Raw genomic sequence first — 23,815 nt, 5'->3', positions numbered from 1 at the left:
AGATTGCACGTTCAGCCATAGCGTGCGTGGGTGTCAATATCTGACATAGTCTGTGACCAGGATTTGGATCATGTCGTTCGCCAAGGCTCAGGACCTGATCAGGCTGGCGCGTCTGGCTGCCACGCGGCGGACGGGGATCGGCCTCGACGAGATCTGCGAGGAATTCGGCGTTTCGCATCGCACGGCGCAGCGCATGACCGATGCGTTGGAGACCGTGTTCACCAATGTCGAAGCGGTGGATGGTGACGACCGTCGGCGGCGCTGGCGTGTTGCCGACCCCATGCTCGACCGGCTTCAGACCCGCCAGGAAACGGCGGTCGAAGCGCTGGAGATCGCCGGCCGAACGGCGCGCGGCGATGGCCGACTACGCCACGCGGCAGCCCTTGAAGACCTGCGCGACGGATTACTGGCGCGCCTGACACCAAAGGATGCGCTGCGCACCGAAGCCGACGTCGAGGCGGTTCTGTTGGCAATGGGTTCGGTGACGCGGCCCGGCCCGCGCGTTAATCTGGCGCCGGCGGTGCTCGATGCCGTGATCGAGGGACTGCGCGGCCCGTTTCGTCTGCGGCTGCGCTACCGGGACGAGGATGCGCCTGAACGGATCATCGAGCCGCACGGGCTCCTGCTGGGGCATCGCAGCTATCTGGTGGCACGCCAGCCGGCGCGCGGCAAAGACATGCTGAACTTCCGGATGGACCAGATCCTGAGCGCCCAGACCCTGGATGAGAGCTTCAGCCTGATGCCCGGCTTTTCGCTGGAGGACTATGCGGCGCAATCCTTCGGCGTCTATCAGGACCCGGCGCAATATGACGAGGTCATCTGGCGGTTTGCGCCGCATGCCGCAACAAGGGCGGCCGAGTTCTGCTTTCACCGAAAGCAAACCGTTGAGGTGCAAGAAGATGGCGGGCTCATCGTGCGCTTTCACGCGGCGGGCTGGCTCGAGATGGCGTGGCATCTCTATCAATGGGGCGATGCGGTTGAAGTTATCGCGCCCGAGGGGCTGCGCACGCTGGTCGAAAATCACCGCAGGGGCGATTTTGGCGCCCTGCCATAAGGCAACAGGAACGAAGCGGAATGACCACAAAGACGGGCCTCACCCATGCAGAACTGAAAACCAAGCAGCGCGCGATCCGCGACAGCTTTCCGGAAACGATGGGCCTGCGCGTCCATCGCGCCATCAGCTGGATCGGCCGCGCCGAGGCCTGCGGGGCCGACGACGACGCCAAATTCATCTTCCTATGGATCGCGTTCAACGCCGCTTATGCCGACGAGGGCGAATTCCAGACCATCCAGCCTGGCGAACGCGCCGCCTTTGCAGACTTCTTCGGAAAGTTGATCGACCTCGACGAGCAGCGTCGTATCTATGGGGCAATCTGGCAGCGCTTTTCGGGGCCGGTGCGGCTGCTGATGGAGAACCGCTACGTCTTCAATCCGTTCTGGCAGCACCATAACGGGATTGCCGGCTTCGAGGATTGGGAAGAGCGTTTCAAAGTCTCCTCCCGCGCCTTCGCGCAGGCCATCCAGAGCGGTGATACCAAGCGCGTGCTCAGCTTCGTCTTCGACCGGCTATATGTGTTGCGCAACCAGCTCGTTCATGGCGGCTCGACCTGGAACAGCGGCATCAACCGCACCCAGGTCCGCGATGGCGCGGCGATCCTCGGCTTCCTGATGCCCGTCTTCACCGACCTGATGATGGACAATCCCGAGAAGGATTGGGGCAAGCCCTTCTATCCGGTCGTTCCTTGATAGCCAGCAAGGCATCGGTGGAGCGGATCGTTCGCAGCCTTATCCAGCAGTCGCAAAGGAGAACGGCCGCATATATCGGCCACTGGCCTGGAAGATGCCTGAGGAAATATGCTGGAGGCGAGAAATCGTTGGATTGGTAAGTTCGGACGCATGATAGGGGATGATCACGTGGGCCTGGGCGCGTGAGATCGCCACATTGATCAGCCGATCACCTTCCTTCCCACGGAGAAAACTGGACGTTGCGTCGACCGGATCAAAAATGATTACCTTGCGCTCACTACCCTGCGCGCGATGGACTGTACTGACGGAGATCGTCGGATGCCGGCGTTTCAGGAAACTCCTGATCAGGGTCCGTTGCGCACGGAAAGGCGTAAGGATCAGAACGTCATCCGCATCGATGTAAGAGCCAGCGAGATGATCAATAATCGTCTCAACCATTTTGGCCGACTGAAAACGGATGAAGCCGCCGTAATTCTGCGAGTACTGGTAGGGCTCGGACACTTGCTCGAAACACACGCGCGGTACTTCACGGCCGTTCACAAAATATGGACTGCGATACACCTTCCAGGCCTTGTCCCGCCGAGCTTTGCGGCAAACCGTCAGCTCACCATTGTAGAAGGTTCTGCTCACCGCATGGCAAATCCCCATAGCCATACGGGACTGTTCGTTCAGAAATGTAGTGGGCACGTGGGCAAATAGATCAAAGGCAGTCTTCGCGAGGAGATTCCGATGGACCTGACCGTCAGACTGGACGATCGGCGAAAGCTGCTTGGGATCGCCGGCAAAAATCGTTTGCTGCCCCAGCGCCGGAACCATGAGGGCCGCCGGCCCGATTATCTGACTGGCTTCGTCGCAGATGACGAACGGCCATGGGCCTGCGGCCTTCAAGACATGATGCCACTTGACCGCCGTGGCGACAGTGATCCCGACAACACGGGCGCTATGAGCGACGCTTTCGATATCCGCACCAAGCTCCTTGCGTGCGGCCGCCAGGCGATCCTTCCATCTGACATACTCGGCAATCTTGCTTTTTGATGGTTCGGATGCCTCCAAAAGCAGAAATTCCGTGACCTTCTGGTCGAGACCAGCGGCCAGAAGATGGGGACGGTCAACATATTTGCGCGGATCGAAATGCGCGCCGACCCGCTTCATCTGCTTGGCGATGTCGGGGCGCCCGGCTTTGGCCAACCAGTCATCGATGGACAGAAGAGCCGTGTCCACCGCCACGTTGGTCGGGCCAATGACCAATATGCGCGCTTTGCTGAACCGCCGCAGAAGATAAGTGCCCAGCGCGCCAACCGTAAACGTCTTGCCGGTTCCGGGCGGGCCAATTACCACCGAGCACCGGTATGCGGCATTTTGAACGGCAGTTTTCTGCCGCTCGCGCAGCTCGTCGAATTCAGGACCAAGCGGACGAATTTGCTGAAGCGGTTCGGTTTCTTCCTTGGACTGGCGCAATCGCTTCGCCGCCAGCTTGCCCATTTCCCCGCCCCACATATCGATAAGCGGGCCAAGAAAATCTCCGGGGAACAACCAAAGTGTGTCGCCAATGTCGGGCTGCCCGCCGGTCGCAGGCAACACAATGATGCGCTCGAGGTCCGCATCGACGACCTTGATCAAGCCCGCATATTCGAGTTCCGCACCCCATTTAACACGCACGCCTTCCAAGGCCTCGTCAATGGCGACACGGTTACGGCCTTTGAGCGGCTTGACGCTCAAAACCAGATAGTGCTCCTCCCAGAAAACGGAGGCAACCTCCAAGCCCCCGCCCTTCTGAGTGAGACGACGTTCTGCTTCCAACGCAGTCTGTATGGATTGTCGGGTAATCGCCATGAGTCGGTCAGGCCACCAACTTCAATGCGCGAGAACCCACCCCGCCCCCATTTGTCATGCAGTAACGCCCACGACCTCCATCAACTTCCCATAGTCGGTAACAACGTCATATTTGACGCGATCTTCAGTCACCTGCCGGCTGATCTCATCGAAGAACTTCCGGGCGCACGCGATCTTCGTGTTCTCGATCTCCCGCAGCTTCATAGACGACATCGTGCCCTTCGTTTCCGCGACGAAGTAGATGTGCCTGACGCTGCCGGCCCTGAACGAAAGGGCCCAGTCAGGATTGTAATCGCCAACGGGGGTCGGGATCAGGAAACCGCGCGGCAACTTAGCGTAGACGACCACTTCGCTGCTCGTATCGAGCTCTTTGACGAACGCCCGTTCCACATTCGAGTCCGTGATCGCGTAATCATAGACATGATTCTTGAGCTTCGCCGTGGCGCGCGAAAAATCCTGCCCGGTCTGATTGGCGGTGAAGATGTCGATATCGTACCTTTCGTCGACTTCGTCATAGGCCAGACGCTCGATTACCATGGCGGCCTTCTGTTCGGCGATGATGCGCGAAGCCTCGGAGATGAAGTGCTCGGGGTTGCTCTTGAACTGCCCGAAAATCGCAGCCTCGATTTGGCCAAGGATGGTCGCGGCCGTGTCTCGTGTCAGCTGCGCATTTTCAGCCAGCTTCCCGACGAGGTCGTACTTCACCAGCGAGTGGATCGAGTCCCCCTGCTGGGTGGTCGTGTTCGTGACGGTAAAACCGTCGCCCCCGCGAAGCTGATCGTCGGTCAAACCGTCATTCTGCACACCAACCTGAACGGTGTATTGCAGCGGAGTAACCCGCAGCTGGCTATCCAGCGCGCTGACGCACTTGCGGATCAACTCAGCGGAATCGAATTCGACCCGATAGACTGCCTTGCGATTGATCCGCTTCCAGAGCTCCTGGAATTCCTTCTTCTCGAAGTTTGCATTGAGCGGATTGGTCTTGGGCTTCCGGCCATCGCCGATGTCCGGAAGCTGAGAGTCGCTGAAGACACCATCGATGAGCCTGAATACCTGCTCGGCGTGAGGCTTCAGCTCGTCGGGTAGCTCAGCCAATGTTCCAGCCGCTTTGGCCTCGTGATAGGCGTCGGCGATCTGGTCGGCATCATCGGTGTAGTCGTTCTTCACGAGATAGCGGTAGATCTGCTTGGCCATTGCGGCGCTCACCTCGACCGGACCTTGTTCGGTCGTGATCGTCTTGCCGGTGAAATAAGCCTCCGTCGCCTGCCGCGGACGCGACGACAGGGTTTCGGCAATCTCCTTCTGCAGGCCCGCAACGAAATTCTTGTAGCTTTCGCTCGCCACCACGGTCAGCACGTTGATGTCGTGCACGACGGCCGGATGGTCCATCCGGTCTCCATGCTGGTCAACGCTCAGCCGAAGGCCGCGCCCGACTTCCTGGCGGCGGGAAATGGTGTTGTCACTGTGCTTGAGCATGCACATGACGAAGACGTTCGGATTGTCCCACCCCTCGCGTAGCGCCGAATGCGAGAAGATGAACCGCGTGGGTTCGGCGAAGGACAGCAGCCGTTCCTTGTCCTTCAAGATCAGGTCGTAGGCATCGACGTCATCGGAATCGACTGACCTGGCGCCGACCGCCGGATCTTTCAGTCGGTTCGTTTTCTTGTCGATCGAGAAATAGCCGTTGTGGGTTTTGGCCGGATCGATCCCGGCAAGGTACGTCCGGTATGCCTCATTATCAATCGCGAGTTCCGCGAGGTACTCATCCTTCAGCAGCTCATATTCTTCCTCGAAGACACGAGCGTATTCGCCTTTCTCGTCGGCCTGACCGTAGTCCCGGTACTTCACGACCTCGTCGATGAAGAAGAGCGACAGGACCTTGATGCCCTGTGCAAACAGCTGCTTTTCCTTGTCGAGATGGGCCTTGATCGTCTCGCGGATCTGGATGCGGCGGATATCGCGCTCGGTAAGGTCCCGCGTAGCCTTGCCGGCCTCAAGCACCACGCCATTCGTAAACTCAACCGTGTCGTTGACGGCATCGATCTGGCTGATCGTGAACCCGCGATACTGGTCCAGCTCGCCCGACTCCACGAACAGGTCGTCGCGGAACTCGAGCCGGCGGAGCTGGCGTTTGATCTCGCCGGACTTAAGCTTCACTTCCAGCTCGATCCGGGCCACGGGGGCCTTCTTCGAGATGTCGATGCCTTCGAGGTAGAGATAGGCGTTGGTGCCGGCGAGCCCGCGAGTCTGGATGCCGCGCACCGCGATCTTCTTGACCAGCTTCTGGTTATAGGCGTCGAGCGCATCCAGCCGGTGAACGCGGTTATGCTGGGTCCGGTGGGTGGCCGAGTAGCGCAGGATGAACAGTGGCTTGAACTTTGGCAGCGCCTCCATCGTGGCTGGGCCTTCCATTTTCTGCGGTTCGTCCAAGATTAGGATCGGCCGGTTCGAGGCGATCACGTCGATGGGCTTGCGGGACTGGAAGTCGTCCAGCTCCTCGTAGATGCGACGATTGTCGGCACCGCGTGAGGCGAACGCCTGGATGTTAATGATCATCACGTTGATGCCGGCGTCCGACGAAAAGCTCTCCAGCTCATGCAGGTGCTTGGAATTGTAGATAAAGAACCGCGCCTTCTTGCCGTAGCTTTCGGTGAAGTGGTCCGCCGTAATTTGCAGCGACTTGTAGACACCTTCACGAATGGCAACCGACGGCACCATGATTATGAACTTCGACCAGCCGTACCGCTTGTTCATCTCGAAAATCGACTTGATGTAGCAGTAGGTCTTGCCCGTGCCGGTCTCCATCTCCACGTCGAGGTGAACGCGGGTCGCAGCTAGCGCGTCGCGCTTGTAGTTCGCGGTGACAGGCACCCGCTCACCCCGGGCGTTGAAGGTCGTGAAGTCCGTCAGGGACTGCGAGACGGGCAGGTTCTGCCCCCTCTGCACCTTCTGGATATTCTCCAGAACCTGCGCATCGGTCAGCGCGAGGTCGGCGTTCTTGAAACCTTCCTCGAAGGCGCTGGCTTGCGCCTTGCGGCCGGGGTCGATGCGGTAGGTTAGGCCAGAAGTCATGGGCTGGCCGGCGAAGCAGTCGACCACGTCGTTGACGGCATTTGTCTGATAGGGCTGGACCTTGAACTTGAGCTTCATGGCCGCCTCAGATCGACTTGACGTCAGTGGTCGGTGAGAGCTGGCGGAAGATCTGCTCGACGTTGATCTTCACCGCGTCCGAGACAAAGCCGTTGTCACGGAAGACGACGCGCAGGGGCTCGTGGCCCGCCAGCTCCTTCACCAGATCCTCGGTGATGCCGCGGTCGAAGCAGGCAACGAGGGCGTTGTCGTCGACGAAGAACACGGTCTTGCCCTGCACCGTCTCGCGACGGATGGGCAGCGTCAGGTCCACGCCCCAATCGACCAGCACCTGGAACAGCAAGTCCTCGGCCGTGCGACCCTCCTTCACGTTGTCAACCATGTCGAGCAGGTCGGACTGCTGCAGCTCATCTGGGCGGTAGTAGACGTCCTTCATGTTCGAGGTGTCGACCTTCAGCACCCGGAAGCCGACATCGCGGTTCCAATCTGGGTGGCATTCGCCTTCGAGGATTTTCTTGCCAGAGCGGCGGATGCGTTCCGCCGACAAATCTGCTATGGTCGCAAATCCTTCCTTTGCTGCCGTTGATTTCTGATCTGGCACTTCGTCAAGCTGAACCAGTATGAACTTTCTATTTTGACCATCGTCCGCATTTGCCTCCATAACCGCATGAGCGGTTGTTCCTGAACCAGCGAAGAAATCAAGAACAATGCCATCCTTGGTGTTGTTTGCCCACTTCAACAACTGCTTTATCAGTCGTACGGGCTTCTTCCCGTTGGCAAACGCAATGCCTCCTTCCTTCGCAACATTTCCCATATCCTGATAAAAGCCCTTCCATAGATCACCGCGAATTACGGTGCGCCCAAACCGAGGCTTGTAATCATCAGACATGCGATAGTTGAGGGATAGCGGCATTAGCGCTTGGAGCGTCCCGTTTGACAAAGTCGTTAAGTAATAGGTGCGGTGATCAGCTTCAAAGGCAATCCAGCAACCAACCTCAGTAGATTGTTTGCTGGCGGAGACTGGCGGCCTGTCGATACGAGCGATCCTGTCGAGGTTGCTTTCTATGAATTCCTTTGCGGAATCAGATACAGACAACAGCCTATCCATATTGTTGACGCTGAAGGATCCTCGAGAAGAAAATCCAAATTTCTCTATATCTGCCCCGACTTTGTAATCTTCCATCATCTTCTGAGCAAGCGTACTCAAAGTGCCATCGTCGTTCATCCAGGCCGTATAGTGAGTATCGAAGGAGACTACGCCATCGAACAATGGCGTATGCCGAATCTTGTCGAAAGCCGCCGTCTTTCTAAACACGTGCACAAACTCGGCGTTCTTTACGATGGTGCCCTGCTGTGCATTAACCGTCTTTGGTCCTGAGGTTGTCGACATTTCAACTACGATAGTATCAATGAAATTGTCCTCGCCAAAAACTTCATCGAGCAACCGCTTCATATTGGCAGACTCTTCGTCACTAATAGAAGCAAATATTACACCATCATCTGCAAGAAGATTTCTCGCAAGCTTCAAGCGCGAGTACATCATAGTCAACCAATCCGAGTGGAAACGGCCGTTCGACTCTGGGTTGGCCACAAGTCGAGAACCGTCCTCGCTCAACTGCCTTGATGCAATCAGATATCCTTCAGTCGTCTCTGAGAAGTCGTCATTATAGATGAAGTCACTTCCAGTATTATAGGGCGGGTCGATGTAGATAGCCTTCACCTCTCCGAGAAACGTCTCTCGCAACAGCTTAAGCGCCTCAAGGTTGTCTCCTGAGACAAGAAGGTTTCTCGTTTCATCGAAGTTCAAGCTTTCCTCGCGGTGAGGCAGCAGTGTCTTCGAAAGTGGCGCGTTCGCGAGCAAGAGTGCGTTCTTCTTACCGGGCCAGTCCAGCCGATACCGCTCCTGCGGCCCGTCCACAATGTGGTCGCTCAACTCCTGACGCAGCTGATCGAAGTCCACTGCTAGATGGACCGCGCCCGTCGTCTCGTCGCGTGCCTCGGTTACGCACCCGGGGAACAGCTCGCGGATTTTCGCGATATTGTCCTGGCTTAGGTCAGGGCTGTGCATCTTCAGCTTGTCCATGCTCGTCCTCTTAATCGTTCGTCACGGCGGCGCCGGCGTGTCCCACCGTCAGCCGCTCCAATTCCTGCTTGGCCGCGCGCAGCTCGGCATTGATCGCCACGCGCTTGTTGAATTGTTTCTCGCGCCCAAGACGCGCCTTGATCCGCTCGACCTCGCGCGCCTGAGCCTTGATTGCTTCGGCCTGCGCGATGCGCTCTTCCAGCGGCACGGGGCGGTCCGCCTCGGCAGGGGTGATCGGCGTCTGCGGCGCCTCTCCCAAGCCGGTGACCAGCCGGGCCGTCTGCCCCACCACCAGCGGTTCGAGCAGCCGCTCGTACAGCGCGCCCATGTTCAGCGCCACCGGAAGCGGGGCACGCGGCGGGTCCTCTGGCAACCAATCCCCTTCGAAATAGTCGCCCACCACCCAGCGGGTGCGGTCGGCCTCGCTCGGCCGCTTGTAAGCCGCCGCTAGCCTGACGCGGCCACCATGGGTCACCTCGAAGATCAGCGGAAAGGGGATGGCTTTGTCGATGGCGCGCAGCACGTCATGGTCCAGCGTCGCGGTGCGCGCGGTGATGCGGAAGACCTGTATCTCGGCTACCTGCTTGGTAGCCGCCAGATTGACCGTCTCGGGCGCCAGCTTGTGCGACCAGACGATCTGATCGACCTCGCGCACGAAGAGGTCCTTGAGACTCGTGTTCACCCCGGCGTGTTCATAGATCTTGCTCTTGGGGATCACGCGTCCGAGGGCGGCTGCGCGCGGCCAATCGTAAAGGGTCATGGTTCACCCCCTTCAATGACCAGGAAGGCGATCAACTCGAAATCGTCCAGACCCTTGATGGTGTGGGTCAACGCCGTCGTACGCCCGCCGCTGAACAGGCTGTCGATGTCCTTCTCTTCCTTCACCTCGATCATGGACCGGATCGCGCTGGAAAGCAGATCGGAATAACGCCCCATCTGCCGCCCATCTTCCGTCCGCTCATTGAAAATGCGGCAGACGTCCGGGATCGGCTCCGCCCGTCCCTTGCAACTGCTGCGGATCAAGTCGAGCAGCCGCTTAACCTCGGTATGGTCAGCAATGATCTCACCGTCATCGCCGATATAGACCAGATAGAAGGGATGGAGGCGGTTCTGCTGATTGACGTTCACGCCCTCATGGATGTTCTTTAGCGCAAAGATTGCGCCGGGCTGCAGGCCTAACTCTGGCTGCGCCGGAACGACGGCGTGCATCCCAAAGGGAACGTTGTTGAGCTCGCCATGCACCTTGACGTAGTTGAGCAGGTCCATCCGGAAGTCGTTCAGCCCTAGATCGGTGATAGAAATGCCGGTCTTCACATCCTCCAGCTCGATCACCTCGTCCTGGAGCCGTTTGAGCTGCTCCTTGCGATAGGCAATGTCGCTGGACTTCGCGGTGAGTACGTTGTCATCGCCCGTGGCAGTGACGTCCGCAATCACCATCCGGTTCTCAACGCGTTCCTTCAGGTTGATATACTCGTCGAGCGAGATGTCCGGCCAATAATTCACTAGCTGGATCTGGCTGTTGGGTGAGCCGATGCGGTCGATCCGACCGAACCGCTGGATGATCCTCACCGGGTTCCAATGGATATCGTAGTTCACCAGGAAATCGCAGTCCTGGAGGTTCTGCCCCTCCGAAATACAATCGGTGCCAATGAGAATATCCAGCTCGGCCGGCTCATTGGGCAGAACGACAGCTTTCTCTTTCGATTGAGGGGAGAACAGGGTCAGGACGCTCTGGAAATCATAGGACTTTCGGAGTGTGGTTTTCGGCGCACCCGATCCCGTCACCTGACCTAGGTTTAGACCCAGGCTTTGAGCAACCGGGGCGAGATTCTCGAAGAGGTAGTTTGCCGTATCCGCGAAGGCCGTGAAAATGATGACCTTTTGATTGCCGGGATTGAGCGGCTCCTCGATCTTCCGTTTCAGCAGAGAAAGCAGGTGCTGGAGCTTTGAATCATCCTCGGGCGCCACCATGTCCATCGACGCAATCAGGCTGTCGATCAGAGCCAAATCTGCCGAAAGGTCATGCTTCCACGACGGCAAATCCATATCGCCGAGGCTGATCTGAACCTTCTTGCCAACGGTAAATTCATCAAGGCCGGACAGATCGTCATCTTCGGGATCGAAATCGCTAATCTCTGCAAGATGGTCGCCGACGCTACCGCTGCGGCCGGTTCTTTCGAATTCGTCGATGGCATCGAGCGTGCGTGAAATATTGCCAGCTAGAGAACGCAGCGTAAGCCGAAATGCCGCGACCGAGCTTTCGAGGCGCTTCAGCAGGTTGGTGGTCATCAGCGCCTGGAGGCTGCGCTCACGGTCGGCCTGACGCAGCTTGCCGCCGCCGCCCTCGACCTGCGTATCGTAGATGTCCTCGTATTTGCGCAGCCGGCTCGGCAAAATATAGCTGATGGGGGCGTAGACCGAGAGCTTCAGCACTGACAGCTGCGTGAAGATCTCATTCAGGCCCATTACGTCTGGCCGCTGCGTAATCGGGCAATGGAAAGAGAGCGGTTTGCGCCGCTCCGGAAACTTGCCAATGTCGGTCGTGTCGTAGAAGGTCTCGATATGCTTGCGCGAGCGCGCGATGGTCACCGCGTCGAGCAATTCGAAAAAGTCGAAATCCAGCGCCTTCAGGATTGAAGCCGCTGTCCGCTCCTCGGGCGGAAGTGCTGACCAGTCGTTGAAGGCCCTTTGCGCCCGCCGGAAAATTTCTTCGATGCTGGCCTGCGTACCCAACTTCTCGCTGAGCTTTTCTGATTGCCCCTCATAGGCGAGCGCGAGCTGATTCCGGAGATCGGTGAAACGGTTGTTCACGGGCGTTGCGGAAAGCATCAAAACCTTGGTCTTCACGCCGGCGCGGATGACCTTATTCATCAGCTTTTGATAACGAGTTTCCCGGTCCTTATAGACGTCATTGTTCCGGAAATTGTGGGACTCGTCGATGACTACCAGGTCATAGTTGCCCCAGTTCACTCGATTGAGCGGTATGCCGAAGGACTCGCCCGATGTTCGCGACAGATCGGTATGCGCCAGGACGTCGTAATTGAACCGGTCTTTGGCGAAGATATTGGTGGTCAGATTGGTGTTATAGTTGCGCCAGTTGTCTGCGAGTTTTTTCGGGCAAAGCACTAGCACGGAGCGATTGCGCAGCTCGTAGTATTTTACAACCGCCAGGGCAGTGAAGGTCTTTCCAAGGCCAACACTGTCGGCAAGAATGCAGCCATTATAGGTCTCGAGTTTGTTAATGATGCCTGTGGCGGCATCCTTCTGATAGTTAAAGAGTTTGTTCCAGACGAGACTGTCGCGGTAGCCAGTGAGGTCGTTCGGCAGAACGTCCTCGTCAACATCCTCCAGGAAGTCCTGAAAGATGTTGTACAACATCAGGAAATAGACGCGCTCTGGCGAATTCTCTTGGTAGACCGACGCGATATGGTCGCAGACAGCGGCGGTGACATCGTTGAGTTTCTCCGGATCCGACCAAATCTGATCGAACAGATGAAGATACATTTGCGTGTGACTCGGATCGTCGAACCGGGTCACGAAATTCGAGACCGCGTCGCCTTTCTGGTAGCCGAGATCAACGGCCGTAAAGCCGCTGATGGGCATATAGGCCACCCCTCCATCGTTGCTCGCGGCGTGCAGAAACTGCTGCATCGGAGCTTTCGTGGTGTTCGATCGAAATTTGGCTTTCTTGCGTATCCACTCGGCGCATTCGCGAGCCACAGCACGCTGCGTCAGCTTGTTCCGCAGCTGGATTTCAAATTCGGTCCCATAGAGCCCACTTTCCCGCCGCGACTTTGGGATAAAAAACTCTCGCCGCTCCTTGCGAAAGCGATCGGTGGCTTCGGTGGGTATGAATGTGGGAGCGGTAAAAATGAACTGCAGGCTATCAATCTTGGAAAGCTCTGATTTCAGCGCTTCGAAGGCATAGATCGAGAAGCACGACGCGGCGATTTTTAGCCGTGTTCCGCGCCCGATCGTGCTCTTCAGATCATCTCCGAGAAGCTGAGAGGTATTATCGATGATTTTCATCGACCACCTCCCTGTTCAACAAAACGATCTGTTGATCCTCAGGCCTTCGCGCGTTCGGATCGGTATCAAGCCCGAGACGCCTCAGCGCGTAATAGAGCAACGCCTTGCGCACCTTGATCTTCGTCTTGCCGACACGCATGCCATAATCGAGTGCAATCACCTTAGCCTGCGTCTCGGACAGCTCGGGATGCGGTCCGATCTCAAGCGTGATTTCCTCGTTCCAGTCGGTGTCGGTACCGGGCTCGACCACACCGGGTTTGGAAGCACGCGTTTCGACAATCCGAGCGAGGAGGAAATCCTTGTAGGTTTGGTCGATGCAGCAGAAGGCCCGCGCATGCCAACGAAAGCCATCGAAGCCGATGGCGTGCGGCGCGATCCAGCGCCAGCGGGGCTCCGGCCGCGAAAGCGACTGATATTTGATCTCGATGGCAAGGTTGTCGCGAATGGCGCCGAGCACGGTCCGCAGCGTTTCGTTCGTGACATCCCGCGTGGGAACAGGTGGGCCGCTAAAGGGCGGGAAATGTGCGATCCACGACGCCGCGGCCGGCAATATACCTTCGGCAACAGATCGCAGCTGCGTGAGATAATGGGCGGCGTCAGGTTTTAAAAAGCAGGGCTGGAACGTCTCGCTCGCCACGTACCGTTTGGCGCTTTTGTCATAGACCGCGTTGTGCGGGGCGCGTTCCTGATAGAGCGTCAGATCTTTCGAGGCCTGCGGCACCGACACGTCGAAGGCCTCGACGATATCGGACCGGTTGACCCCGCCTTCCCAATAAAGGCGAAACTCAATGAATTCGAGCCGGCGCTCTACGCCCCATTTCAGCACCGTTTTGCCCCCCGGCATCGCAAGCATCCCAAAGTCGATAGAGACAAAGACCCTATGGGAATATCGACGTGACCCGTTAAGTTATTATCCCCATCTGGATGGCTGGTCAATCTACGAGGAATGCGAATGTCGGCGGCTGTTTCAAATCGCGCGGATCAGGACGTGGTTGGGGAGCCCCTTCTGGCCCGGGCAAAGCCGCGATCCGTGGCAATGAACCGCTCGAGCATCGGCACGATCAGCTTCACCGGATCCGCCGCGGCTTGACCGCTCTCACGGGCCAGCACTTCGGCATAAGCGGCCAGATCCCGATGGAGCGGCCCGGGCAGCGCCACTGTCACCTTAACGGGTTTGTCCTCGACGATGGGACCCAGTTTCAACTTCGCCATGATCAGCTCCTGTAAGGCTCGAGCACGAGGTCGCGGGTGACGATTACCCGAACCGGAAAACCCGGGCGGATGGTGAGCGTTGGCTCGACCTGCAATTGCCGCTGGATGATCTGCTGCCCAGCCTGATTGATGGTGTCCTGCGCGCCGTCACGGATGGCGCGGATCAGCCGGTCTTCGTCGCTGGTCGCGAGTTCGGTTCCAATGCCGAGTAATGTCGAGAGCCCGGCGGCCTTCATCAGATCCCACCAATGATAGTCGACGCCGTCTTCAAGTCCGGCATAGCCGGCGGCGTCCGCGCCGGGCTGACGCTCCAGCACGATCGAATGGCCATTGGGAAAGACCAACCTGTTCCACACCAGCAGCACGCGCCGCTGACCGAAAGTCACGTCGTCATCGTATTCGCCGATGATGCGGGTGCCCTGCGGGATCAGAAGCAGGCTACCGGTCGGGCTGTCATAGACGTTCTGGGTCACCTGGGCGGTGACCTGTCCCGGCAGATCGGAACGAATACCGGTGATCATCGCCGCTGGGATCACGGCTCCCGCCTGAAGGATGTATGGCGATGCAGGTGCCATGACGCGATCGAGGGCGACTGTCTGCCGATCGACGGGCTCATTGAGGAAAGCGGTGTGTCTGTCCTGTGCGGCAGGCAGGCCCCCAAGATCGAGGCCGGCAAGGCTGGATACAGCCGCACTCGGTGTGGCTCCAGTTGCAGGAGCGGTCTGAAAGAACACACGACTGGTGCGAGCGGCTTCTTCTTCGGCCAAACGGCGCTGCTCCTCGGGATCGACGGCCGGCGCTGTGATTGCAGGCGGCGCGACTGGCTTCCCCCGGTTCTGGGCATCGAGGATCGGACCGCCGAGATCACCCGGCAAGTGCGGTCCAAGAACCGGGCCGGTATAGTCGCGCGGCAGTTCGGATAGCCCGTCTGCCGTCGGACGGTTCTCGACAGAATAGAGCTCGTCGCCTCCAGGCTCGGCATCGCGCGTCTGCAGCGCGTAGATGAGCGCACCGCCAATGCCGAGAAGTGCGATACCGCCGATAGCGGCGAGCATCTTGCGGGACAGACGGGTGACCCGGGGCGGCTCCGCGCGCAGCCGCATTGGAGCTGCGGCGTCCTTGGGGGTAGTAGCTTCCGTCATGACGGGGCGCCTCCGGTCGCAGAAGAGGACGATGCCGCAGCTTGCCTTTGCTCGATGCGGACGATCCGGACCGTTTGCTGGCGATCACCGCTGCCAAGGCGAAGCTCGGCCGCACCGAAGAGGTGATCGATGATCAGGATATTGTGGTGGACGCGGCTGTTGACGATCTGCGGCTCGCCATCGGCGCCAAGAACAAAGATTGGCGGCATCTCGCCCTGCACGATGCCGCGCGGGAAAACGACATAGACGCGGCGGCCATCATCGAAGACCGAGATAGGACGCCATGGCGGGCTGTCGCCGGTCAGACCGTAGCGGTAGTTGCGCGCGGCTTCCTTGGGGATGATCGGCGCGGCAGGCGCGCTTTGGCGCTGCCCGGGTGGCGGCGCTGGATAGGCCCAGGCCACCGCCGGCATATAGAGCGCCTCGCGAGCCCGCAGTTCGATCATATAAGTGCGCCGGTCGGTGGTGATGACCAGATTGGTCGAAATCTCCGGCCGCGTCGGCTTGACCAGAATATGAACCTGTGCGGCATTGCCCGACCCACTCGTCGTATCGCCGATAATCCAGCGGGCGGTGTCACCCGCTGCAATCGGCCCCGCGCCGGTCAGGCTTTCGCCCGGCTCGAGCGCAATATCGGTGATCTGCCCAGGCGCGGCATAGACCTGGTAGAGCGCGCCCTGCGACCAGGGGTAGATCTGAATGGCATTGTAATAGCCCGCGCGGCGCGGCTCGACGCGCGCGGCAGCGTTGGCGTTTTCAACGCGGCCGGCCGCGGTGCTCGCAGGTTCTCCGCCGCGCGCAACGGTCCAGCCAGGGGGCGTGTGCAGCGGTCGCTGCCGATCATCGGTGACGGAGGCCTGGACTGCCGGCAGCGGCGGCACGTCAGCATCGTAGCTGAACTGCGGCGTTCGGTTTGTGGCACAGCCCGCGAGCAGGGTCGCGCCGAGCAGCAAAGCTGCCGATACGGGTTTACGGAAAGCCGGACTTGCGGATGTACGGATGGCGGAGATCATTGGCTCATCTCCCGCGACCAGTTGATGGCGTTGACATAGATGCCAAGCGGATTGGCACGCAGGCGTTCGGCATCGCGCGGTGTCTGGATCACGATGGTGAGGATCGCGGTCCAACGCTCGGTGGTGGAGAGCTGGCCATTTTCATAATGCCGCTCGATCCAGGCGACGCGGAAGGAATCCGGTGAAGCGCGAATGACTGAGGACATTTCGACGGCGATCTGCTGACGCCCGACACGGGTGAACGGGTCGTTGGCGCGGGCATAATCGTTCAAGGCCGCCGCCCCGCGATCGGTCGTCCATTCATAGGCGCGCAGCCAATTCTGTCGCACAATGATCGGATCGGCCGGAATTGAGCGCACCTGCTCGATAAAGCGGCCGAGGTGCCAGGCGATTTGCGGGTCTGTTGGCCGGTAGTCGGCTGTAGCCGGCGCGACCGCTTGCGCCTGGCCGAGACTATCGACCTGCACCACCCAGGGCACCACGGTCCCGCGCGCCGATTGCCAGACGAGAGCCGCGGCAAATCCGGCGGTAAGGATCAGGGAGCCGAATGCCATATAGCGCCAGTTGCGCGCCTGGACGCGGGCCGAGCCGATGCGCTCGTCCCAGACCTGCGCGGCCTTCTGATAGGGTGTCTCAGGCTCGGGGGATTTGCCGTAATGGACGGCCGGGCGTTTAAACAAGCTCATGATCGGTCACTTTCGGAGACGGAGACGGAAGAGCCGCCGCCATGGCTGTCGCCGGAGCGGACGGCATGGGCGGTCATGGTGGTGCCGTGGCTGAGCGCTTGCCGCCGCTGCATCCGCCGTGCCCAAGCGGGCGGGCCACCGGCCGGCGGGGACGATTCTGCCGCCCCTGGAGCGGCACTCGCACCACCGGCTCCGCCCGTGGAGGATGAGCCTCCGGTCAGACCGAGGCCGGCACGCGCGCCATCGGAGAAGCTGGACTTCACGCTTTGCGAAGCCCTGGAGACGGCGTTTTTCAACGGCGATATGGCGGCCGAGCCCGCCGCCCGGGCAACACCGCCGACACCGGACACAACGCCGGCCGCGCCAGTCTGACCGAACGAGCCAAGGCTATAGGCGGATGTGGCAGCGCCCGCGGCGGCCGCACCACCCCGGACAGCGGCGGTTCCTCCCGAAAGCGCTGCAAGGCCGCCTTTCGCCGCCATGCCTGTGGCAGCGCCTCCGGCGACCATCATGCCGCCGGCGGCAAGGCCGGTGCCAACGGCCGATCCTGCGCCCAGTTGCGGTCCGCCCGAAACCAGCCCGGACGCAATGCCTGGCCCGAAAATGCCGAGCCCCAGAAGCGACAGCGCCGCCAGGACGATCGCCATGGCATCGTCAATGGTCGGCATGGCGCCACCAAAGCCCGCGGTGAACTGGCCGAACAGGGTCGAGCCAATGCCGATGATGACGGCGAGCACCAGCACCTTGATGCCCGAGGAAACGACATTGCCGAGCACACGCTCGGCCATGAAAGCCGTCTTGCCGAAAAGCCCGAAGGGAATGAGAACGAAGCCCGCAAGAGTCGTCAGCTTGAACTCGATCAGGGTGACGAAGAGCTGGACGGCGAGAATGAAGAAGGCGAGCAGCACCAGCGCCCAGGCGAAAAACAGGCAGGCGATCTGGATGAAATTCTCGAAGAAGGACCAGTAACCCATCAAGCCGGAGATGGATTCGAGCAGCGGGCGGCCCGCGTCGAGACCGGTCTGCGCCACGCGGCCGGGCCGCATGAGATCGGCGGCGGAAAAGCCGGTGCCCGAGGCTTGCAGCCCGAGCCCGGCAAAGCTCTCGAAAATGATCTTCGCCAGATTGTTCCAGTTGCCGATGAGATAGGCGAAGACGCCGACGAACAGCGTTTTCTTGACGAGGCGCGCGATGATGTCGTCATCGGCGCCCCAGCTCCAGAACAGGGCCGCCAGCGTCACATCGATGACGATCAGGGTGGTGGCGATGAAAGCGACCTCGCCGCCAAGCAGACCGAAACCGGAATCGATGTAGCTGGTGAAGACCCCCAGGAAATTGTCGATGACTCCGGTTCCGCCCATGGGTCACTATCTCTCATCCGGTTGCGGCGCGGCGGGCACGGGCGTGCGGCCCAAGAAGCGGTCGCGGGATTCAGCCCATGCCGACAGGCAATCGCCATCACGGGTGGCGGCTTCGCCAAGTCCCTGGCAGCGGCGAAGCATCGCCTTCAATGGGTCCGCCGAAGGCTGAAGCTGCGGTGCGGTCCTGACACGCGCGGTATCCTCCTGCCGCGTCAGCTCAATCACCGTGGCGGTAATCGCGATGGCGACGAATATGACCGCCCCCAGCCGGACCAGCATCTTGCTGTCCATGGCCGCCCCTCCCCAGCGTTTTAATTGCCGCTGCCGAACATTTGCGCATTGCCGGGCTGGTAGCCCGAGCCCGACGTGAGGAAGCGCTCACGCTGGACGCGTCCCTGCTCGGCGGCGGTGGCGCGCTCGGCCTCGATCAGCGCTTCGGATCGGCCATTGGCCGACAGCAGCGCGACCAGATCGGAAAGCTGCTGCGACTGCAGCGCGAGAAGCTGGTTGCCTGCTTGAGTTGCTTGCAGCGCGCCGCTCGCATTCTGGCTTTGCCCAACGAGGGTAGCCATTTCAGCGCGGTTGGTGTCGATATTGCCGACCACGCCGGCCTGGACGCGCATCGCATCCTGCAGGCCGCCCACGGTGTTTCCCCAGCGCCTGCGCGCATCCGCGATCAGCTGTTGATCGGTGGCAGAGAGCGAGATCTGGCCGTATTGCTGCTCGAACGCCTGATCGATCTGGCCGACCTCGAACGCGATGTTCTGCGCTTGGCCCAGAAGCTGCTGGGTGCGCTGCACGTTTTGCTGAAGCTGCTGGAGCGCGGAATATGGCAGGCTGGCGAGGTTGCGGGCCTGATTGATGAGCATCTGCGCTTCGTTCTGAAGGGAGATGATCTGATTGTTGATCTGCTCGAGCGTACGCGCGGCGGTGAGAACGTTCTGCGCATAATTCGTCGGGTCATAGACGATGCGCCCGAACCCGAACTGGGCATGAGCCGGGCTCGATGCGATTGGCGCAAGCGCGACCGGCACGGCGAGCGCAAACGCCACGGTCGACCTCCTGGCGAAACGGGCGATGGGGATACGGATCATAGGTTGGTCTCCTTTTCTGGCTCGCCACCAAGCACGGCGGGCTCCGTCAATTCCGGCCGGCTTGCGAGATTGGTGAGATCGGGAATGAGGTCAGCGGCCCAATCGATGCCGCGATGACGCAGCCACGCCTCAAGAAAGGTATCGCTTCCATGCTCGGCATGGATGCCCGCGATGGCGGTCTGATCGGATTTGGAGGATGCGGCGCAGAGCGCGAGCCCGACTTCGCTCAGCCCCAGCTCAAACAGCCGATTGCCGCGCCGCGACTGGCAATAGTAATCCCGCTTGGGCGTAGCCCGCGCCAGGATCTCGATCTGCCGGTCGTTCAATCCAAAGCGGCGATAGATCGCGGTAATCTGCGGCTCGATGGCGCGCTCATTGGGCAAGAGCAGCCGCGTCGGGCAGCTTTCGATGATGGCCGGGGCGATGGCGCTACCGTCAATGTCCGATAGCGACTGTGTGGCGAAGATGACCGAGGCGTTCTTCTTCCTCAGCGTCTTCAGCCATTCGCGCAGCTGGCCGGCAAATCCCTCATCGTCCAGCGCCAGCCAACCCTCATCGATGATGAGCAGTGTCGGGCGGCCATCGAGCCTGTCACCAATTCGGTGGAAGAGGTATGACAAGACGGCCGGCGCCGCGCCTGTGCCGACCAGACCCTCGATCTCGAAGGCCTGGACGTCGGCAGAACCGAGATGTTCGGTTTCAGCATCGAGCAAGCGTCCATAAGGACCGCCCACGCAGTACGGCCGCAGCGCCTGTTTGAGATCGCTGGATTGCAGCAGCACTGCGAGCCCGGTGATGGTGCGTTCCTCGACGGGCGCCGAGGCGAGCGAGGTCAGTGCCGTCCAGATATGCTCCTTCACCTCTGGCGTGCTGGCGACGCCTTCGCGCAGCAGGATCGCGCCGATCCATTCGGCGGCCCAGGAGCGTTCGTGCGACTCGTCGATGCGGGCGAGCGGTTGCAGCGAGACCGACGCATCCGACCCCTCGGTCAGCCCGCCGCCGAGATCATGCCAGTCACCGCCCATGGCGAGCGCGGCGGCGCGGATCGAACCGCCGAAGTCGAACGCGAAAATCTGGCTGCGCGCGTAGCGACGGAACTGCAGCGCCATCAACGCCAGCAACACGGACTTTCCCGCGCCGGTCGGGCCGACGACCAGGGTATGGCCCACATCGCCGATATGCAGTGAGAGCCGGAACGGCGTTGATCCCTCTGTCTTGCCGTAAAGCAAGGGGGGCGCTGCGAGATGTTCGTTCCGTTCCGGCCCCGCCCACACGGCCGACAGCGGGATCATGTGAGCGAGATTGAGCGTCGATATCGGTGGCTGCCGGACATTGGCGTATGCATGTCCGGGCAAGCTTCCGAGCCAGGCATCGACCGCATTGACTGTCTCGGTCATGGTATTGAAGTCGCGGCCCTGAATGATCTTCTCGACCAGTCGCAGCTTTTCGTCGGCGATGTGCGGATCGGCATCCCAGACCGCGACACTGGCCGTGACATAGGCCATGCCGGCGGTGTCGGCGCCGAGTTCCTGCAAGGCCAGGTCGGCCTCGGCGGCCTTGTTGGCCGCATCGGTATCCACCAGAGCGGATGCCTCGTTGGTCATGACTTCCTTGAGGATCGCGGCGATGGATTTGCGTTTGGCAAACCACTGGCGGCGGATTCTGGTCAGCAGCCGCGTCGCCTCAAGCTTGTCGAGCAGGATTGCGCGGGTGCTCCAGCGATAGGGAAACGCCAGCCGGTTCATTTCATCGAGAAGACCCGGTGTCGTCGTGCTCGGAAACCCGATGATGGTGAGGACACGCAGATGCTGCTCGCCCAAACGAGGCTCCAGCCCTCCCGCGAGAGGCTGATCGGCTAGAAGCGCGTCGAGATAGATCGGCGTCTCGGGCACGCGCACACGATGGCGGCTCGTCGAAACGGTCGAGTGGAGATAGGTCAGCGTCTCAGTGTCATCGAGCCAGCGGCACTCGGGCATGAACCCGTCGAGCAGCGCCAGTATCCGGTCGGTGCGATCGATGAAGCCGCGCAGCAATTCGTAAGGGTTTACGCCCGACTGCTCGCGACCCTCGTAGAGCCAGGTTTCGGCACGAGCGGCGTCTTCCGCTGGCGGCAACCAGAGAAAGGTCAGAAAGTAGCTGGACACGAAGTGCGCCCCGGCTTCCTCGAACCCGGCCTTGCGCTCGGCGTCGACCAAGGCAGACGCGGCATCGGGAAAGAGGCTTTCAGGATAGGTCGCGGCTTCGAAGCGCTGCGCTTCGACGAATATGCTCCAGCCCGAACCCAGCCGGCGGAAGGCATTGTTGATGCGCCCGGCGACCGCGACCAGTTCGGCGGCCACGGCCGAATCCAGATCGGGACCGCGGAACTTTGCGCTGCGCTGAAACGAACCGTCCTTGTTCAGCACCACGCCTGGGGCGGCCAGTGCCGCCCAGGGCAGATAGTCGGCCAGTCTGGCATTGCGGCTGCGATACTCGGCGAGGTTAATCATGGCTCTGCCTCACACCGCCAGAAAGGACGGGATGCGCAGATGGCGCCTGCCGACCTCCACGAAGAGCGGATCACGCTTGGCAGCCCAGACCGCCGCGAAATGTCCAATCGCCCAGATAGCAAGACCAACCAGCCAGAGACGCAGGCCGAGCCCGACCGCTCCGGCAAGCGTGCCATTCATGATGGCGATCGAACGCGGCGCACCGCCGAGCAGGATATGTTCGGTCAGTGCGCGATGGACCGGAACCAAGAAACCCGGCACCTCGCCAAGCTGTTCGAGACCCACCGCCATCAGATCAGCGCTCCACCGCCGAATGAGAAGAAGCTGAGGAAGAAGGAGCTGGCGGCAAAGGCGATCGACAGGCCGAAAACGATCTGGATCAGCCGCCGAAAGCCGCCCGCCGTATCGCCGAAGGCCAGGGTGAGGCCGGTGACAATGATGATGATCACCGCGATGATCTTGGCGACCGGACCTTCGATCGATTCCAGAATACTTTGAAGCGGCGCTTCCCAGGGCATCGATGACCCGGAAGCATGGGCCGCTGGCGCCATCATCATGCTGAGCGCGATGACGGAGCCGGCAAGCGACAAATGGCGACGAAGGGTGCGCAAGGCATGGGTCATGCTTGGGGTTCCTCAAGGATTTCGGGATGGGCAGCAGAAGGCTCGCAGGCGGGCACGACGCGGTAGTCCCCGTCCGGCCGGAGACCCTCGATGCGCGCGAGTTCCGCGAGGCGGCGCGCTGAGCCACGGCCAGACAGGACCGCGACGAGGTCGATGGTTTCGGCGATTAGCGCACGCGGAACGGTGACCACCGCCTCCTGGATCAGCTGCTCCATGCGCCGTAGCGCGCCGATGGCGCTTCCGGCATGGATGGTACCGACGCCACCGGGATGGCCGGTGCCCCAAGCCTTGAGCAGTTCGAGCGCTTCGGCGCCGCGCACCTCGCCCACGGGGATGCGGTCGGGCCGGAGGCGCAACGACGAGCGCACCAGATCGGACAGCGAAGCGACACCGTCCTTGGTGCGCATGGCGACAAGATTGGGCGCCGCACATTGCAGTTCGCGCGTATCTTCGATGATCACCACCCGATCCGACGTCCGCGCCATTTCAGCGAGCAGCGCATTGGCCAGCGTCGTTTTGCCGGTCGAGGTGCCGCCTGCGACGAGGATATTGGCCCGCTCGGCAACCCCAACGCGCAGCGCTTCGGCCTGCAGCGCCGTCATGATCCCGCCGGCGACATAATCATCGAGGGTGAACACCGCGACGGCGGGCTTGCGGATGGCAAAAGCTGGTGCCGTCACCACCGGCGGCAGCAGACCTTCAAAGCGCTCGCCGCTATCGGGCAGCTCGGCCGAGACGCGCGGCGCTCCGGCATGAACTTCCGCGCCGACATGATGGGCGACCAGGCGGATGATGCGTTCGCCATCGGCGGGCGAGAGGCGTTCTGTGGTGTCGGCGAGACCTTCGGAGAGACGATCGACCCAGATGCGGCCATCCGGATTCAGCATGATTTCGACGACGCTGGGGTCATCGAGGAGTCCAGTGATCGCACTCCCGAGCGCGGTGCGCAGCATGCGCGAACTGCGCGCATGTCCTTCGCTGTTGTGATGAGAGGTAGCCATCGTGTCCCCGTTCTGGCCGGAAACAAGACGATCCTGTCCCGACGGGGACGATTAAAAGAACCCGAAACCGGGCCAATTCAACATCTGCTTGGCGGCGTCGAAGCCTGGCGTGCAAATACAGGGAAAAGCGTAGGGTGCGGTCGGCTGGATCCTGTAGCGAAGAGGGTTGGAGGCGCGTGGAGCTTAGCCAAGACGCCACCCGGTGCCGATGCAGCTTAAACTTTCGCGCGCAGTCAACTGTGGCAGGCGTAAATGCAGCCAGCAGCACCGCAGCGCAACTGGGCGTTGCCGGCTGCGTGGAGCTTGCCAATTCGATTTTCTAGCGCCCTGAACGGGGTGGGTAGCTGACTGTCTGCTTGTGGCTAACTACCTAGCAAAGCGGCCAAGAGCTTAGCATGCTAGAAGGTCTGGGG

Annotated in this window: 19 protein-coding genes; 2 read left to right on the top strand and 17 right to left on the bottom strand. The window is 60.6% G+C overall.

The window, feature by feature from the left end; all coding sequences use genetic code 11:
• Positions 1-70: 70 nt before the first annotated feature.
• Entirely contained in the window at positions 71-1,054 is a 984-nt protein-coding gene (locus IE151_RS08830) for a helix-turn-helix transcriptional regulator (RefSeq protein ID WP_189489631.1), read from the top strand.
• A gap of 20 nt (positions 1,055-1,074) precedes the next feature.
• The gene (locus tag IE151_RS08825; protein WP_244636669.1) at positions 1,075-1,746 is read left to right on the top strand and encodes a HEPN domain-containing protein; all 672 of its coding nucleotides are present in this window, start codon (positions 1,075-1,077) and stop codon (positions 1,744-1,746) included.
• Positions 1,747-1,785: 39 nt separating this feature from the next.
• Here the strand turns inward: IE151_RS08825 and IE151_RS08820 are convergent, their stop codons facing one another.
• The 17 genes from IE151_RS08820 to trbB form a co-directional block, all read right to left on the bottom strand.
• On the bottom strand, positions 1,786-3,579 hold the full coding sequence (locus tag IE151_RS08820) for a DEAD/DEAH box helicase (RefSeq protein WP_189489630.1): 1,794 nt from the start codon (positions 3,577-3,579) through the stop codon (positions 1,786-1,788).
• A 54-nt stretch (positions 3,580-3,633) separates the two neighbouring features.
• Entirely contained in the window at positions 3,634-6,729 is a 3,096-nt protein-coding gene (locus tag IE151_RS08815) for a type III restriction-modification system endonuclease (protein ID WP_189489629.1), read from the bottom strand.
• A gap of 7 nt (positions 6,730-6,736) precedes the next feature.
• Positions 6,737-8,752, bottom strand: a complete 2,016-nt coding sequence (locus tag IE151_RS08810; RefSeq protein WP_189489628.1) for a site-specific DNA-methyltransferase — start codon at positions 8,750-8,752, stop codon at positions 6,737-6,739.
• A gap of 10 nt (positions 8,753-8,762) precedes the next feature.
• Complete coding sequence (locus tag IE151_RS08805; RefSeq protein WP_189489627.1) at positions 8,763-9,512, bottom strand: DUF4391 domain-containing protein; 750 nt, start codon at positions 9,510-9,512, stop codon at positions 8,763-8,765.
• On the bottom strand, positions 9,509-12,781 hold the full coding sequence (locus IE151_RS08800; RefSeq protein WP_189489626.1) for a helicase-related protein: 3,273 nt from the start codon (positions 12,779-12,781) through the stop codon (positions 9,509-9,511). Before IE151_RS08800 ends, IE151_RS08805 begins: the two co-directional genes overlap by 4 nt.
• Positions 12,765-13,625, bottom strand: coding sequence for a BrxR family helix-turn-helix transcriptional regulator (locus IE151_RS08795; protein ID WP_189489625.1), 861 nt, complete (start codon positions 13,623-13,625; stop codon positions 12,765-12,767). The genes IE151_RS08800 and IE151_RS08795 overlap by 17 nt, the downstream gene beginning before the upstream one ends.
• 137 nt (positions 13,626-13,762) lie before the next feature.
• Positions 13,763-13,993: a DUF2274 domain-containing protein gene (locus IE151_RS08790; RefSeq protein WP_132010913.1), complete on the bottom strand. Its 231-nt coding sequence runs from the start codon at positions 13,991-13,993 to the stop codon at positions 13,763-13,765.
• A 2-nt stretch (positions 13,994-13,995) separates the two neighbouring features.
• Entirely contained in the window at positions 13,996-15,135 is a 1,140-nt protein-coding gene (locus tag IE151_RS08785; RefSeq protein WP_244636668.1) for a TraB/TrbI/VirB10 family type IV secretion system protein, read from the bottom strand.
• Positions 15,132-16,148: a P-type conjugative transfer protein TrbG gene (gene trbG / locus IE151_RS08780; RefSeq protein ID WP_189489624.1), complete on the bottom strand. Its 1,017-nt coding sequence runs from the start codon at positions 16,146-16,148 to the stop codon at positions 15,132-15,134. The genes IE151_RS08785 and trbG overlap by 4 nt, the downstream gene beginning before the upstream one ends.
• On the bottom strand, positions 16,145-16,834 hold the full coding sequence (trbF, locus tag IE151_RS08775; protein ID WP_189489623.1) for a conjugal transfer protein TrbF: 690 nt from the start codon (positions 16,832-16,834) through the stop codon (positions 16,145-16,147). The genes trbG and trbF overlap by 4 nt, the downstream gene beginning before the upstream one ends.
• Positions 16,831-18,195, bottom strand: a complete 1,365-nt coding sequence (trbL, locus tag IE151_RS08770; protein WP_189489622.1) for a P-type conjugative transfer protein TrbL — start codon at positions 18,193-18,195, stop codon at positions 16,831-16,833. Before trbL ends, trbF begins: the two co-directional genes overlap by 4 nt.
• Positions 18,196-18,201: 6 nt before the next feature.
• The gene (trbK-alt, locus tag IE151_RS08765) at positions 18,202-18,486 is read right to left on the bottom strand and encodes a putative entry exclusion protein TrbK-alt (protein WP_189489621.1); all 285 of its coding nucleotides are present in this window, start codon (positions 18,484-18,486) and stop codon (positions 18,202-18,204) included.
• 20 nt (positions 18,487-18,506) lie between these two features.
• A complete protein-coding gene (gene trbJ / locus IE151_RS08760; protein WP_189489620.1) occupies positions 18,507-19,289 on the bottom strand; it encodes a P-type conjugative transfer protein TrbJ in 783 nt (260 codons plus the stop codon).
• Entirely contained in the window at positions 19,286-21,778 is a 2,493-nt protein-coding gene (gene trbE, locus IE151_RS08755; protein ID WP_189489619.1) for a conjugal transfer protein TrbE, read from the bottom strand. The genes trbJ and trbE overlap by 4 nt, the downstream gene beginning before the upstream one ends.
• 9 nt (positions 21,779-21,787) lie before the next feature.
• Positions 21,788-22,069: a VirB3 family type IV secretion system protein gene (locus IE151_RS08750; RefSeq protein ID WP_189489618.1), complete on the bottom strand. Its 282-nt coding sequence runs from the start codon at positions 22,067-22,069 to the stop codon at positions 21,788-21,790.
• The gene (locus IE151_RS08745) at positions 22,069-22,401 is read right to left on the bottom strand and encodes a TrbC/VirB2 family type IV secretion system protein (RefSeq protein ID WP_189489617.1); all 333 of its coding nucleotides are present in this window, start codon (positions 22,399-22,401) and stop codon (positions 22,069-22,071) included. The genes IE151_RS08750 and IE151_RS08745 overlap by 1 nt, the downstream gene beginning before the upstream one ends.
• Complete coding sequence (gene trbB / locus IE151_RS08740) at positions 22,398-23,402, bottom strand: P-type conjugative transfer ATPase TrbB (protein WP_189489616.1); 1,005 nt, start codon at positions 23,400-23,402, stop codon at positions 22,398-22,400. Before trbB ends, IE151_RS08745 begins: the two co-directional genes overlap by 4 nt.
• Positions 23,403-23,815 lie beyond the last annotated feature (413 nt).

This window comes from Limoniibacter endophyticus (genome assembly GCF_014652835.1).
Taxonomy (GTDB): domain Bacteria; phylum Pseudomonadota; class Alphaproteobacteria; order Rhizobiales; family Rhizobiaceae; genus Limoniibacter; species Limoniibacter endophyticus.
The sequence above is the reverse complement of the archived record's forward strand: the minus strand, read 5'-3'. Positions and strand labels throughout refer to the sequence as shown.

Coding starts and splice junctions, on each gene's coding strand:
- IE151_RS08830 (WP_189489631.1), top strand. CDS start 71: ATGTCGTTCGCCAAGGCTCAGGACCTGATCAGGCTGGCGCGTCTGGCT.
- IE151_RS08825 (WP_244636669.1), top strand. CDS start 1,075: ATGACCACAAAGACGGGCCTCACCCATGCAGAACTGAAAACCAAGCAG.
- IE151_RS08820 (WP_189489630.1), bottom strand. CDS start 3,579: ATGGCGATTACCCGACAATCCATACAGACTGCGTTGGAAGCAGAACGT.
- IE151_RS08815 (WP_189489629.1), bottom strand. CDS start 6,729: ATGAAGCTCAAGTTCAAGGTCCAGCCCTATCAGACAAATGCCGTCAAC.
- IE151_RS08810 (WP_189489628.1), bottom strand. CDS start 8,752: ATGGACAAGCTGAAGATGCACAGCCCTGACCTAAGCCAGGACAATATC.
- IE151_RS08805 (WP_189489627.1), bottom strand. CDS start 9,512: ATGACCCTTTACGATTGGCCGCGCGCAGCCGCCCTCGGACGCGTGATC.
- IE151_RS08800 (WP_189489626.1), bottom strand. CDS start 12,781: ATGAAAATCATCGATAATACCTCTCAGCTTCTCGGAGATGATCTGAAG.
- IE151_RS08795 (WP_189489625.1), bottom strand. CDS start 13,625: ATGCCGGGGGGCAAAACGGTGCTGAAATGGGGCGTAGAGCGCCGGCTC.
- IE151_RS08790 (WP_132010913.1), bottom strand. CDS start 13,993: ATGGCGAAGTTGAAACTGGGTCCCATCGTCGAGGACAAACCCGTTAAG.
- IE151_RS08785 (WP_244636668.1), bottom strand. CDS start 15,135: ATGACGGAAGCTACTACCCCCAAGGACGCCGCAGCTCCAATGCGGCTG.
- trbG (WP_189489624.1), bottom strand. CDS start 16,148: ATGATCTCCGCCATCCGTACATCCGCAAGTCCGGCTTTCCGTAAACCC.
- trbF (WP_189489623.1), bottom strand. CDS start 16,834: ATGAGCTTGTTTAAACGCCCGGCCGTCCATTACGGCAAATCCCCCGAG.
- trbL (WP_189489622.1), bottom strand. CDS start 18,195: ATGGGCGGAACCGGAGTCATCGACAATTTCCTGGGGGTCTTCACCAGC.
- trbK-alt (WP_189489621.1), bottom strand. CDS start 18,486: ATGGACAGCAAGATGCTGGTCCGGCTGGGGGCGGTCATATTCGTCGCC.
- trbJ (WP_189489620.1), bottom strand. CDS start 19,289: ATGATCCGTATCCCCATCGCCCGTTTCGCCAGGAGGTCGACCGTGGCG.
- trbE (WP_189489619.1), bottom strand. CDS start 21,778: ATGATTAACCTCGCCGAGTATCGCAGCCGCAATGCCAGACTGGCCGAC.
- IE151_RS08750 (WP_189489618.1), bottom strand. CDS start 22,069: ATGGCGGTGGGTCTCGAACAGCTTGGCGAGGTGCCGGGTTTCTTGGTT.
- IE151_RS08745 (WP_189489617.1), bottom strand. CDS start 22,401: ATGACCCATGCCTTGCGCACCCTTCGTCGCCATTTGTCGCTTGCCGGC.
- trbB (WP_189489616.1), bottom strand. CDS start 23,402: ATGGCTACCTCTCATCACAACAGCGAAGGACATGCGCGCAGTTCGCGC.